Origin of the sequence: Microbacterium deminutum, from assembly GCF_039530205.1 — a bacterium.
In the GTDB taxonomy this organism is placed as follows: domain Bacteria; phylum Actinomycetota; class Actinomycetes; order Actinomycetales; family Microbacteriaceae; genus Microbacterium; species Microbacterium deminutum.
The window spans coordinates 155,074-167,465 of record NZ_BAAAOG010000004.1 but is presented as its reverse complement, the minus strand read 5'-3'; the positions used below and the strand labels follow the sequence as shown (position 1 = coordinate 167,465).

At 70.2% G+C, this 12,392-nt stretch carries 11 protein-coding genes; 6 read left to right on the top strand and 5 right to left on the bottom strand.

Annotation, left to right across the window (positions count from 1 at the left end):
• Positions 1-2 precede the first annotated feature (2 nt).
• The gene (locus ABD212_RS12395) at positions 3-836 is read right to left on the bottom strand and encodes an aldo/keto reductase (protein WP_344095058.1); all 834 of its coding nucleotides are present in this window, start codon (positions 834-836) and stop codon (positions 3-5) included.
• 9 nt (positions 837-845) lie between these two features.
• On the opposite strand from ABD212_RS12395, the gene ABD212_RS12390 reads away from it, so the two are divergent.
• The 5 genes from ABD212_RS12390 (at position 846) to ABD212_RS12370 (ending at position 5,344) form a co-directional block, all read left to right on the top strand.
• On the top strand, positions 846-983 hold the full coding sequence (locus tag ABD212_RS12390; protein ID WP_344095056.1) for a hypothetical protein: 138 nt from the start codon (positions 846-848) through the stop codon (positions 981-983).
• A gap of 162 nt (positions 984-1,145) precedes the next feature.
• Positions 1,146-2,234: an agmatine deiminase family protein gene (locus ABD212_RS12385; RefSeq protein WP_344095054.1), complete on the top strand. Its 1,089-nt coding sequence runs from the start codon at positions 1,146-1,148 to the stop codon at positions 2,232-2,234.
• The gene (locus ABD212_RS12380; RefSeq protein ID WP_344095052.1) at positions 2,234-3,961 is read left to right on the top strand and encodes an amidase; all 1,728 of its coding nucleotides are present in this window, start codon (positions 2,234-2,236) and stop codon (positions 3,959-3,961) included. Before ABD212_RS12385 ends, ABD212_RS12380 begins: the two co-directional genes overlap by 1 nt.
• A 68-nt stretch (positions 3,962-4,029) precedes the next feature.
• Complete coding sequence (locus ABD212_RS12375) at positions 4,030-4,449, top strand: DUF6855 family protein (RefSeq protein WP_344095050.1); 420 nt, start codon at positions 4,030-4,032, stop codon at positions 4,447-4,449.
• Positions 4,450-4,483: 34 nt separating this feature from the next.
• Entirely contained in the window at positions 4,484-5,344 is an 861-nt protein-coding gene (locus tag ABD212_RS12370; protein ID WP_344095048.1) for an esterase/lipase family protein, read from the top strand.
• A gap of 41 nt (positions 5,345-5,385) precedes the next feature.
• Here the strand turns inward: ABD212_RS12370 and ABD212_RS12365 are convergent, their stop codons facing one another.
• Positions 5,386-6,108 (bottom strand): NRDE family protein, encoded by a 723-nt coding sequence (locus ABD212_RS12365; RefSeq protein ID WP_344095047.1) that lies wholly within the window; start codon positions 6,106-6,108, stop codon positions 5,386-5,388.
• A gap of 132 nt (positions 6,109-6,240) precedes the next feature.
• Between ABD212_RS12365 and coaBC the strand changes: the two genes are divergently transcribed.
• A complete protein-coding gene (gene coaBC / locus ABD212_RS12360; RefSeq protein WP_344095045.1) occupies positions 6,241-7,461 on the top strand; it encodes a bifunctional phosphopantothenoylcysteine decarboxylase/phosphopantothenate--cysteine ligase CoaBC in 1,221 nt (406 codons plus the stop codon).
• Between the two features lie 67 nt (positions 7,462-7,528).
• Here the strand turns inward: coaBC and ABD212_RS12355 are convergent, their stop codons facing one another.
• From ABD212_RS12355 to ABD212_RS12345, 3 genes are read right to left on the bottom strand one after another with little or no spacing between them, the layout of a single operon-like run.
• Positions 7,529-8,905, bottom strand: coding sequence for a glycoside hydrolase family 30 protein (locus tag ABD212_RS12355; RefSeq protein WP_344095043.1), 1,377 nt, complete (start codon positions 8,903-8,905; stop codon positions 7,529-7,531).
• Positions 8,902-10,932 carry a hypothetical protein gene (locus ABD212_RS12350; protein ID WP_344095041.1) on the bottom strand — a complete coding sequence of 677 codons (2,031 nt, stop codon included), beginning with the start codon at positions 10,930-10,932 and terminating at the stop codon, positions 8,902-8,904. The genes ABD212_RS12355 and ABD212_RS12350 overlap by 4 nt, the downstream gene beginning before the upstream one ends.
• Positions 10,929-12,377, bottom strand: a complete 1,449-nt coding sequence (locus ABD212_RS12345; RefSeq protein WP_344095039.1) for an MFS transporter — start codon at positions 12,375-12,377, stop codon at positions 10,929-10,931. Before ABD212_RS12345 ends, ABD212_RS12350 begins: the two co-directional genes overlap by 4 nt.
• Between the last annotated feature and the right edge of the window lie 15 nt (positions 12,378-12,392).

Below are 12,392 nucleotides of genomic sequence, written 5' to 3'. Positions count from 1 at the left end.
GCCTACATCTCCTCGTGGGTGTCGGGATCCGCACCCCAGAGCCGACCCCGCTCGAGCGCCGAGACGGCGGCGACCTGCTCGTCGGTGAGCGAGAACCCGAACACGTCGGCGTTCTCACGCTGCCGCTCGGGGTCCGCGGACTTCGGGATCGGCGTGCTGCCGAGCTCGACGTGCCAGCGCAGCACGACCTGGGTCGGCGTCACGGCGTGGATCTCGGCGAGCTCGATCAGCACCTGCTCGGTCAGCAGCTCGCTGCGGCGGGCCAGCGGACTCCAGCTCTCGGTGCGGATGCCGTGCTCGGCGTGGAACGCGCGCAGGGCCCCCTGCGGGAAGTACGGATGCAGCTCGACCTGGTTGACCGCCGGCGTGACGCCCGTCTCGTCGATGAGCTCGGTCAGCATGGCCTCGGTGAAGTTCGAGACGCCGATGGAGCGCACGAGGCCACGCTCGCGCGCTTCGATCATGCCGCGCCAGGTGTCGACGTACTTGCCCACGCTGGGGTTAGGCCAGTGGATCAGCTGCAGATCGATCCGCTCGAGGTCGAGCGTGCGCAGCGACGCCTCGATGCTGGCGACGGCCTCTTCGCGTCCGTGGTGACGCCCCGGTATCTTCGAGGTGACCAGCAGCTCGTCGCGCGCCAAACCGCTGCGCCGCACCGCCTCGCCGATCTCGCGCTCGTTCTCATAGTTCACCGCGGTGTCGAGCAGGCGATAGCCCGTCTCGATGGCGGCCACCGTGGCGGCTATCCCCTCCTCTCCCCGCAGGTTGTAGGTGCCGAGTCCGAGCTCGGGGAACCAGGTGCCGTCGTTGAGCGTCAGGGTGGGGATCTGGGGCATGATTCCATCTTGGCCTGTCCCGCGCCGGGCCGCGGGCGCATCCATATCGACGTCTCGGTCCCGGCCGAGATCGAGCGCAAGCGGGTCGACGCGGCGCTCGCCGCGGGTGGCCGGATCGCCGACGATTCGCACGCTCCGGAGTGGTGAACGCTCGCCTCCCCCGAGAATCACGGCGTCGACATCGCGGCCTGGCCCGACGAAGAGGACTTCGAGGACTGACGCAGGCCGTCATCTGCGCCATGATCGGTGTCGGGGCCGACAGTAGACCCGGCACAGGGCGGTGCGTCGGCCGCCAGAGAGCGGATGACGATGACCTGGACGATGCCGCCCGAATGGGCACCGCAGGACCGTGTGTGGATGGCTTTCCCCCGTGTCGGCAACACCCTCGGCGATGACGCCCCCTCGGCCGACGAGGCACGCGACGCCTGGGCGGCTGTCGCGAACGCCGTCTCGGGCTTCGAGCCGGTCACGATGGTCGTCGACCCGTCGGCGCTCGGCGAGGCGCGCCGTCGGCTCACGGGCGAGATCGAGGTGGTCGAGGCGCCGCTCGACGACTTCTGGATGCGCGACATCGGGCCGACGTTCGTCATCGGCGACGACGGCGCGCTCGGCGCGATCGACTGGACGTTCAACGGCTGGGGAGCAGGCGCCTGGGCGACCTGGGAGCGCGACGACAGGATCGCCGGGTTCGTCGCCGAGCGGTCCGGCGCCGTGCATCTGCCTTCGACGCTCGTCAACGAAGGCGGTGCGATCCACGTCGACGGCGAGGGCACGGTGCTGCTCACCGAGACCGTGCAGCTCGACCCGCGCCGCAACCCCTATGCGACGAAAGAGCGCGTGGAATGGGAGATGTGGCGCACCCTCCACGCCACCAAGGTCATCTGGCTGCCGCGCGGGCTCACGCGCGATTACGAATCCGCCGGCACGCGCGGCCATGTCGACATGGTCGCCTCTTTCGCGCGGCCGGGCGTCGTGCTGCAGCACTGGCAGGACAACGCCTCGCACCCCGACTACGCGGTGGTGCGCCAGGTGCGCGACGTCCTGCAGGAGGCGACGGATGCCGCGGGCCGCAGCCTCGAGTTCATCGAGCTGCCCGCCCCCGAAACGCTTCGCGATCATGACGGCTTCGTCGACTGGAACTATGCCAACCACCTCGTCGTGAACGGCGGCGTGATCGCGTGCGGATACGGCGAGCCGGCCGGCGACGGCCGCGCGGCCGGCATCCTGGCCGATGCCTACGACCGCGAGGTCGTCACGATCGACGCGCGCCCGATCCTGGCGCGGGGCGGCGGCATCCACTGCATCACGCAGCAGCAGCCATCGACGCCTCCCCCCTTCGCCCTGCCCGTGATCGAGCGGGCGATGCGACAGGACCAGACGACCGACCGGTACGCCTGATGTCTGCGCAGTTCCCCGTGGTGGAGGCCACGATCGCGCAGCTTCGCGAAGCACTCGAAGGCGGCCGGACCACGAGCGTCGAGCTCGTCGACGCGTACCTCGCCCGCATCGACGCATACGATCGTGGCGGCATCCGCCTGAACGCCGTGATCGAGCTCGATCCGAGCGCGAAGTCCGACGCCGCGGCGTCCGATCTGCGCCGACGCGAGGGCCGGACGCTCGGGCCGCTCGACGGCATCCCGTACACCGCCAAGGACAGCTTCATGGTGCGCGGGATGACGGTCGCCGCCGGGTCGCCCGCCTTCGCCCACCTGGTCGCGACCCGTGACGCGTTCTCGATCGAGCGCCTGCGCGCGGCCGGCTGCGTGCTCATCGGGCTGACGAACATGCCGCCGATGGCCAACGGCGGCATGCAGCGTGGCCTGTACGGGCGCGCGGAGAGTCCGTACAGCGCCGATTTCCTGACATCGGCGTTCGGCTCCGGCTCGTCGAACGGGTCGGGCACCGCGACTGCGGCGAGCTTCGCGGCGTTCGGACTCGGCGAAGAGACCTGGTCCAGCGGCCGCGCGCCGGCGTCGAACAACGCGCTGTGCGCGTACACGCCGTCGCGCGGCATCATCTCGGTGCGGGGCAACTGGCCGCTCGTGCCGACCATGGACGTCGTCGTCCCGCACACCCGGACGATGGCCGACCTGCTCGAGGTGCTCGACGTGCTCGTCGCCGACGACTCCCAGTCCCGGGGCGATTTCTGGCGTGCGCAGCCGTGGATCGCGGTTCCCGCCTCGAGCGCGGCACGGCCCGAGCCCTTCGCGGCCCGGGCGGCGAAAGGGCCGAGATCGGCATCCGGAACGCTTCGAGGAAAGCGCTTCGGCGTCCCCGCGATGTATCTCGGAGAGGATCCGGATGCCGGCACCGGCCGCGGCATCGGCGGCCCGACCGGCGAGCGCATCGAGCCGCGCCCCTCGGTGCTCGACCTCTGGCGCGCGGCGCGCGCGGACCTCGAGGCCGCAGGTGCCGAGGTCGTCGTCATCGACTTCCCGGTGGTGAGCAACTACGAGGCGGACCGCGCCGGCGCGCCGTCGATCATGGACCGCGGCATCGTGCCGGCGGAGTATTTCGACGCCGAGATCTGGGACCTCTCGATGTGGTCGTGGCACGACTTCCTCGCCGCGAACGGGCAGCCCGGACTCTCCTCCCTCGCCGAGGTGGACGGCCCGCGGATCTTCCCGCACCCCGAGGGCGCACTCCCCGACCGATACGGCGACTTCGACATCGACATCGCGGAGTACGTCACCCGTGCCCGCGCTGACGGCATCATCGACCCATTCGACGGCCCGCTGTCCGGGCTCATCCGCGCCGGGCTCGAGGGGCTCGAGCAGACGCGCCGCGTTGATCTCGAGGAGTGGATGGCGGGGCTCGGTCTCGACGCCGTGATCTTCCCCGCCGTCGCCGATGTCGGACCTGCGGATGCCGACATCGACGAGGGATCCGCCGAGCTCGCCTGGCGCAACGGCGTGTGGGTCGCGAACGGCAACCTCGCGATCCGGCATCTCGGCATCCCGACCGTCACGGTCCCGATGGGAACGATGGCCGACATCGGCATGCCGGTGGGCCTGACCTTCGTAGGTGGGGCGTATCGCGACCGCGACCTGTTGGCGTGGGCCGCCGCCTTCGAGTCGCTTCGTCCGCGCCGGACGGCGCCCCCGCGGACGCCCGAACTGGAGTGAGTGCCCGGCCTCTTGCGCGCGACACGCTTCCAGCGAAGACTCGCGTCAGCGAGTGAGGGAGGAACGCCATGGCGGGCAGCGGGACCAAGGACGATCCGTGGCGGTTGAAGACGCCGCCGGGGACCAGTGAGTACACGATGTACCGCGACGAGGCCGCGGACCCTCCTGCGCTCGTGTGCCAGGTCGGCTCGACGCAGCTTCGCTATCACCTGAGCGCCATCGACGACCTGGCGACGTGGCTGCGGTCGCAGCCGGACTGGGTTCCGCTCGGAGCGGCGGACGAGCAGAAGCCCGCGGCCGACGGCACCGTCGAGGCGTGGGGCCGTGACGAGTCGAACCCGGTCGGCGGCTGGTACGGGCTGCGCAAGGGCTACCGCGGCCGTTTCGGGATGTACCTTCCGCCGCTGCTCGAAGAGCTCGGCCTGGTCGAGTTGACCCACGACGCCAGGAACAACAGCGTCCGCGCGAAGGAAGCCGCATCGGCCTGATCCGCGCCCGGGCACAGCCTCGTAGACTGCGGCCATGACCGCATCCGGAACGCGGCCCGCCGATGCGGACGACGCCGCGAAGCCGTCGCGGCTCACACGAGGCCTGTGGTGGGCGTCCGACTACCTCTACGCCGCCCGGCGACAGCTGGCGATCCTGCAGGCGCCCTGGTCGATCGGTCGTCACCGGCCCGCACCGCCTTCGTGGCGCACCGGCTCCGACACTCTTCCCGAAGTCATCCTGCTTCCCGGTGTGTACGAGCACTGGACGTTCCTTCGGCCGCTCGGGGATGCACTCAGCGCCGCCGGCCACCGGGTCAGCGTCGTTCACGGACTCGGCATCAACCGCCGCGACATCGCCGCGATCTCGCAGGCGCTCGGTCGCGCCCTGGAAACAGCCCCCACCCCCGCGGGGGGGCGGGTGCTCGTCGCCCACAGCAAGGGCGGCCTGATCGGCAAGCATCTGCTCGTCTCATCCGGCGCGGCCGCAGCGGCGGTGATCGAAGCCCGCTCCGGCGGCGATCCCGGGGACGCCGCGGCCGGCGCCGCTGCTCCGGATGCCGACTCCCCGGGCTCCCGCCCGTTGGGAGTGCGGGGACTCGTCGCCGTCTGCACGCCCTTCGCGGGATCCCGCCGCGCACGGTTCATGGTCCTCGACCCCAGCATCCGGGCATTCCTTCCCGACAACGAGACGATCGTCATGCTGGGTCGCGAGTCCTCGGTGAACGGCCGCATCGTCTCGGTCTTCGGACGGTACGACCCGCACATCCCAGACGGCAGCGCGCTCGAGGGCGCCACGAACGTGCGCGTGCCGGCATTCGGGCACTTCCACCTGCTCGGCTCGCCGCGGACGCACGCGGCGGTGCTCGACGGGATCGCGCTCCTCGGAACCACCTGAGGCCGACTGGTTCCTGGCACGTCAGGTCGCAGAGGCCCCGGTCAGCTCAGCGAGAGCGTGTTCCACTGGCCGGGGTGCTCGAACTCGCCGTAGTGCACCTCGAGTCCGCTGCTCGACAGCGACGCGACGCAGATGAGGGTCGACAGCGTCGGGTACCCCAGCGGCCGATTGTCCCGGACGATCGCGCGGTCGTCGGTCGGAGGCAGCTCCGCACTCCGGGCGAGGATCGACATCCACGGCTGCCACCACGGCGATGACGCCGAGGCGCCCAGCGGTGTGCGGCGGAACTCGTCGAGCCAGTACGCGATGCGTGGGGTCGACTGGTCGTCGACGTCGTCGTGGGCGATCATGTGCGTTCCCGGGGCGAGCGCCTCGACCCGCGGCTGGATGCCGTCCCACATCGTCACCCGGACGGAACCGGGCACGACCTCGACCAGGTTGAAGCCGTGCGTGCGCGGGGCCTCGCCGGGCGAGTCGCCCGCGACCGACGCGAGCACGATCGATCCGCGCGAGACGACCTCGCTCTCGGGCCGGTCGGCGAGGTCCTTCCGGTTGAGCAGCACCGCAAGGCGGTGGGTCGCCGGATCGGCGGCGAGCCAGGCCCCGCCTGCCCGGACGTCGCGGACGCCGATCACGCCCTCGTGCGTGTCGGGCCACCAGGGACCGAGCGGATTCCACGGCCGCGCCGGATCCTCGTCGCGGATCGCGAGCAGCCGGATCGGGTCGGACGCCGACTCTCCGACGTGGATGATGACGGTGCACATGCGGGGGTGATGCTCCTCGATCACCGGCCGCGCATGCCGTGCGCCCGGTCGTGTCAAGCCTACTGACCGCCGCTGACCCCGGCTCCGGCCTCGGCGCGCCGAAACGCCGCGACCGCGTGGAAGAATCAGGGCGTGTTCGTCGTCGTCGGTGTCACGGGCGGGATCGCCGCCTACAAGTCGGTGCACCTCGTGCGGCTGCTCGTGCTCGCTGGTCACGATGTGCACGTCGTGCCGACGGATGCCGCGCTCCGCTTCGTCGGACGGCCGACCTGGGAGGCGATAAGCCGCAACCCCGTCAGCACCTCCGTCTTCGACGATGTCGCCGAGGTCAGACATGTCGCGCTCGGGCGCGCGGCTGATCTCGTGATCGTGGCTCCGGCGACCGCCGACTTCCTCGCGAAGATGACCGCCGGACTGGCCGGCGACCTCCTCGGAACCACGCTCCTCGCGACGTCCGCGCCGGTCGTGGTCGCCCCCGCGATGCATACCGAGATGTGGCGGCATCCGGCCACGACTCACAGCATCGAGACTCTTCGACGTCGTGGTGTCCACGTGGTCGGACCGGCCGACGGTCCGCTCACCGGCGGCGACAGCGGACCGGGCCGCATGAGCGAACCCGAGGCGATCGTCGAACACGCGCTCGCGCTGGTGGGTGGCCGCGACGACCTGCGCGGCATCCGTGCCGTCGTGACCGCCGGTGGCACGCGCGAGCCGATCGATCCGGTGCGGTTCATCGGCAACCGGTCGAGCGGTCGTCAGGGCGTGGCCGTCGCGCTCGCCGCCGCCGATCGTGGGGCTCAGGTGACCCTCCTCGTCGCGCACGTCGACGACGGGGTGCTCGCCGGCGCCGCAGGACACTCGGCCATTGCGATCGAGCGAGTGGCCACTGCTGCCGAGCTCGCCGACGCGACCCGGATGGCGGCGTCCGGCGCGGACGTCGTCGTGATGGCGGCCGCCGTGGCCGACTACCGGGTGGCCGAGGTCGCCGACCTCAAGCGCAGCAAGGAAGACGCCCCCGGGCCGCATGTCTCGCTCGACCTCGTCGAGACCGAGGACATCTTGGCGGGCCTCGTCGCCGCCCGTGCCGACGGCCAGACCATCGTCGGCTTCGCCGCCGAGACGGCGACGGATGCCGGCGAGCTCCGCGACCGCGGACGCCGCAAACGCCGCCGCAAAGGCGTGGACCTGCTCGCGGTGAACGAGGTCGGCTGGGCGAAGGGCTTCGAGAGCGCCGACAACGCGGTGCTGATCATCGATGCCGGGGACCAGGTGATCGCCGAGACGACCGGATCGAAGCGCGAGGTCGCCGATGCCCTCTGGGACGCCGTCCTGGCCGTGCGGGCGCAACGATGAGAATCGGCCGATGACGGTCGACTCGAACCTGCGTCATCGCCGGATCCGCGGTCGGAGAGGGGAACCGCTAGATCGCAGGCGGGATCACGAGGGTGCTGAATGAATCCGCCGGCAGCGTCGGCGAGATCATCCGGTCGCCGATCGCGAGGTTGACGGTCAGCTCGATGTCCATGTCGTTGTGGATGACGAGAACGACCTCGCCGTCCGGGTTGACGAAGGCGAGCTGGTTGTCGTAGCCGGAGTAGCTCAGCGTGTCGACGAAGCGCGCGCCGGGCCGGACGAATGCGCTCACGTGCTTGAGCAGCTGGTACTCGTGCGTGTAGGCGAAGGAGGCGGTGTCTGGGTCGACGACGACGAGCGAGTTCTGCGTCCAGCCCCATCGACTGCGGCCGCCCTCGAGCAGCGAGAAGTTCCAGTACATGTACGCGTTCGCGCCATTGGTCAGGAACTGCTTCATGAGCCGCCATGCGTAGCGCGCGTGACGCCAGTCGTTCCGGCCATCGCCGCACTCCTGCTCGGTCTGGTAGATCCGCAGCTCTGGGTGCAGGCGATGCAGCGCCGCGATGGCGCGCTTGCCCTCCCACTGGACGCCCAACCCCGCCACGAATCCCACGACCTCGGGGTCGTCGAGCACGTCGCCCAGCAGCCGGTCATCGCCGCGTTCGAGCGTGCCGAGGAAGATCTCGACGTCGCGCTGCGCCATCTCGGGTCCGAGGTGGCGCAGGAGCCGCGCGAATCCGTCCGGGGTCCACGTGCAGCTGGGGAAGATCTGCGGCGAGTTGAACTCGTTCTGCGGCATCACCATGCCGATCGGGATGCCGAGCTCACGGTAGGCGTCGATGAAGCGTCCGAAATACCGGGCGTAGGCGCGGAGGTAGGGCTCTTCGAGGATGAACATGTCCGTGCCCTCCTCGCCGACCTGGTCGGGCCGAAGGCCGTTCTCGACGCCGCCCATGAAGGGGTTCGGCAGCGCACCCGCGTAGTGGGCGTTGCGCTTCATCCACGTCGGCGGGCTCCACGGCGAGGCCCAGAGCCGCAGGTCGGGCTGCTCGGCCTGCGCCGCGCGGATGAAGGGCACGAGCGTCCCGAGGTCGTTCGCGATGTCGAAGTGCTCGACTTCGAAGTCGCCCGGCACCTCGTCGTACGAGTACCAGTCGCGCGAGAAGTCGTTCGCGCCGACCGGCATCCGGCAGAGCGAAAGTCCTGCCCCCACGCCCGGGGCGAACAGCTCGCGAAGGATCCCGGCGCGCTGCTGTTCATCGAGGAGCGCGAGCGAGGTCCAGCCGAGCTCGTTGAAGCTCGCGCCGAATCCTTCGATGACCTGCTTCGGGTCATCCACGTTCACGAAGACGTCGGGCATCACCGCGATGCCGGTCACCTCCGGCTCATCCCCGGGCCGCCACGCGGACTCCTCCGTCGTGACGACCCAGCGGATGTTGCTCATGGTGTGACTGTAACGCGCGCCCGCACCACGTTCTGCACGCGCGCATGCGGATCCGATGCCCGGCCCTCGGTCTGGGCGGCCACCCGCAGCGCGAGGAAGCGGGTGCCAGGCTCTGTGAACGTCCGCTGCGCTTCCACGACGACGCGAGAGGCCGGCTCGAACACGAAGGGCGCTGCCAGATGTTCAGAGCCATCGGCATCCGTCTCGATCTCGAGGATCTCGACGATCACGCCGTCGCCCGCGGCTTCGGCGTCGACGCGCACGGCGACGGGTTCCCCGGCGCGAACGATCGCGCTCGACGTGCCGTTCACGGTGAGCGTCGCGACGGGCTGCACTCCGCGCCGCGCTGCGGCTCTCGCGGGCACGACCACCTGGCCCTCGACGACCTCGTACGCCGTGGTCGGCGACGGCTCGATGCCGTCCTCGACCCACGCCGCGAGCTGACGGAGCGCCGTCTCGAGCGCGCCGACGTAGGCGACGCTGCGCGCGGGGAACTCCTGCGGGTCGTCGTCGCCGTGCAGCGCATTGTCGACGTACCAGAGCCGGAAGCGCTCGTCCGCGGCGTCGCCGAGGTGAGCGCCGACCTGCGAGCGATACCAATCCGCCTGCCACGGGAAGGCCTCACGATCGAGCAGGCACGCGACCACGATCATCTTGCCCGTGATCCGGCCGGACGGCACCGTGCCGGACGCGCCCTGGGTCATGAGCGGCCCGACGAGCATAGGCCGCTGCGGCAGACCCGGGCTGCCGTCGGCGGCCCGGAACTGGTCCCACACGGTGTACTCGGCGCCGGGGACCTGGTGGCGGTGGTAGGTCTGCGCGGCGAGGAAGCTTGAGTTGTCGAGGACGACCTCGTCGCCGGTCCTGAGGCCGGCGATGATCTCGTCCTGACCGGGTTCGACGATCGCGGTGTCGCCCTCGACACCCGAGAGCCGGATGACGGCACCGGCCGCCGCGCCCGAATGCACGGCGAGCTGCGCTCCGAGGATCCATCCGTTCGGGGCCTCGGCGAGACGCACCCCCGACACCACCTGCGACGCGGATGCCGTGTGCAGGAACGACTCGTCGACGCCGCCGGCGACGAGGTCGTCGCCGCGTGTGGCGGTCTCGGCGACCAGTTCGGCGATCGTCGTGGTCAGCCGGACCCGGTCGCGGTGGACGGATGCCGAGGGGTCTGCGCCGAGGTAGCCCTCGACGTTCCAGAAGTCGTCGGCGTATGTGGGATCCATGAACATGACGCCGGGGTACAGCACGCTGAACGCGTGCATGCCCATGGTGCGCCATCCGAACCACGACCGGGGCGGGAAGCCCATGCGCGTGACCTCGTCGAGCGCCGCCGCCTGCTCTGCCGTGAGCTCGAGGGATGCCGGGTCGCCGTCGACGTCGTACGCGTCGACGATCGCGGGGAACACGTCGCGCAGGATGCGCTGCGCGTGCATCCGGACGCTGAACACGTTCGGCATCGCCATCGGGCTGCCCGGAACGTAGGGGACGAATCCGTCCCACACGCCCTCGGTGTTCTCGGACGAGCCGATCGTGCGGTAGGCGCCGCCGCTCCCGCCGTAGAGGTATCCGTAGGGCCGGGTGTCTCCATACAGCTCCGCGGCCACGACGCGCGAGAAGCGGGCGGCGGCGGCGCTCGCACGGAACGCGCCGATCGTCGGGTCGATCCCCGACATCGGGTTCGCGGCATCCGGACCCCCGCCGTTCGTCTCGACGAAGTACGCACCGCTGTCGACCGAGAAGGCGATCTTGCTGTACTCGCCGCGGTCCTGCTGCGCGAGGTTCTCGCTCTGCGGCACCGGGGTCACGTGCTGGAAGAAGCGTCCCCCGAACACCTTCGGCTCGGGGAAGTAGAACGAGAACAGCGTGTCGGCGCCGTGGAATCCGCCGTGCACGTAGCGGTGCCGCACCGGCGCATCGCGCCACTCGTCGATGTCGACGTAGGGCTCGCGGAAGAGCTCGTCCGACTCATCCCCCACCCACTCGACCTCGGTGAGGGTCGTCAGAGTTCGCTCGATGCTCATTTCACGCCTTTCAGCGGCAGGATGGCGACCGCGCCGAGGATCACGAGGATGCCGGCGGCGATCCAGATGCCGACATAGCCGCCGGTCACGGCGACAACGGTGCTGGCGAGGATCGGCCCGAGCGCCTGGCCGAAGTTCGAGCCGAGCCCGGCGACGCCCAGGTCGCGGCCCGCGGCGCGCTTGTCGGGCAGCACATCGATGAACAGCGCCTGGTCGACCGGCAGGTAGATGCCGAATGCGATGCCTCCGACGATGGCCTGGACGAACAGACCCGGCACGGTCGGCATGACGATCGGGATGAGCATCGAGAGCCCCATGAGCACCGAGGCCACGATCACGAAGATCCGGCGCTTGCCGAGCTTGTCGGAGAGCCTGCCCGCGACGAGGACGGCGAGGATCGTGACCGGCACACCGGCCAGCAGCAGCAGCGGCGCCGTCGCGGTCGCCTCGGCCTGGCTCAGTGCGGGCTTCACATAGCTCTGGAGCATGTACAGGCTGAGCGCGGTCGAGACCGTGTACCCGAAGGTCAGCAGGATGCGCGCGACCCATACCCAGCGGAAGTTGCGTGAGCGCAGTGCGATGGTGAAGCCGACGAAGAACTGCTTCCAGTTGAAGGTCGTCACCTCGAGGTCCTTCGACGAGCGGTCCCGTGCGAACAGGACGAACATCACGCCCGAGAAGGCGACGAACGCGGCGACGATGAAGTAGAAGTCGAGCCCGATCGTCGCGAAGAACGCGCCGGCGAGCAGGCCGCCGAGCAGCCCGCCGAAGAAGTTGCCGAAGCCGCCGAGTGCGGACGCGGTGCCACGCCGGTTCTCCGGCATCCGATCCGCCACTGTCGTCGCGAGCGGGCCGCTCGCCGTGTTCAGCACGGCCTGCGCGAGCATGAAGACGACGGCGAGGACTGCGATCGACGGTGCGAATCGCATGAGCACGAGCAGCAGCGAGCCGACGACCGTGCCGAACAGGATCCACGGTGCGCGCCGGCCCCAGCGGGTGCGGGTGCGGTCGGCGAACACGCCGACGATCGGCTGGATCAGCATCGTGAGGATGACGCCGATCGTGCTGATCATCGCGAGCGACTGTGCACGAGCCGCGTTGAAGCCGCTCAGCAGCTCGAGCTGGCGCGCCTGCTCGGCGGTCGCCGTGGCGGTTCCGGCATCGATGCTCTGCTGCAGGATGGTCAGCTGCTGCAGGTCGATGCCGGCATCCGCGCCGGTGAACCAGTTGCCCATCTCGAGGATCTGCACGTGGTTCGGCAGCAGGATGCCGGTGACCGCGCCCCACACCGAGGTGATCGCGATCGTCAGGATCGTGAACCATGTCAGGTAGGCGCGCGACCTGGCGCCGCGGATGTAGATCGGAGAGGTGCCGGGCTCGGCCGGTTCGAGGACGACGTCGCCCCTCGTCTTCGGCCTCGCCTCTGCGGCCAGTGTTTCGCTCATGTGGTTTCCCATCGT

Coding starts and splice junctions, on each gene's coding strand:
- ABD212_RS12395 (WP_344095058.1), bottom strand. CDS start 836: ATGCCCCAGATCCCCACCCTGACGCTCAACGACGGCACCTGGTTCCCC.
- ABD212_RS12385 (WP_344095054.1), top strand. CDS start 1,146: ATGACCTGGACGATGCCGCCCGAATGGGCACCGCAGGACCGTGTGTGG.
- ABD212_RS12380 (WP_344095052.1), top strand. CDS start 2,234: ATGTCTGCGCAGTTCCCCGTGGTGGAGGCCACGATCGCGCAGCTTCGC.
- ABD212_RS12375 (WP_344095050.1), top strand. CDS start 4,030: ATGGCGGGCAGCGGGACCAAGGACGATCCGTGGCGGTTGAAGACGCCG.
- ABD212_RS12370 (WP_344095048.1), top strand. CDS start 4,484: ATGACCGCATCCGGAACGCGGCCCGCCGATGCGGACGACGCCGCGAAG.
- ABD212_RS12365 (WP_344095047.1), bottom strand. CDS start 6,108: ATGTGCACCGTCATCATCCACGTCGGAGAGTCGGCGTCCGACCCGATC.
- ABD212_RS12355 (WP_344095043.1), bottom strand. CDS start 8,905: ATGAGCAACATCCGCTGGGTCGTCACGACGGAGGAGTCCGCGTGGCGG.
- ABD212_RS12350 (WP_344095041.1), bottom strand. CDS start 10,932: ATGAGCATCGAGCGAACTCTGACGACCCTCACCGAGGTCGAGTGGGTG.
- ABD212_RS12345 (WP_344095039.1), bottom strand. CDS start 12,377: ATGAGCGAAACACTGGCCGCAGAGGCGAGGCCGAAGACGAGGGGCGAC.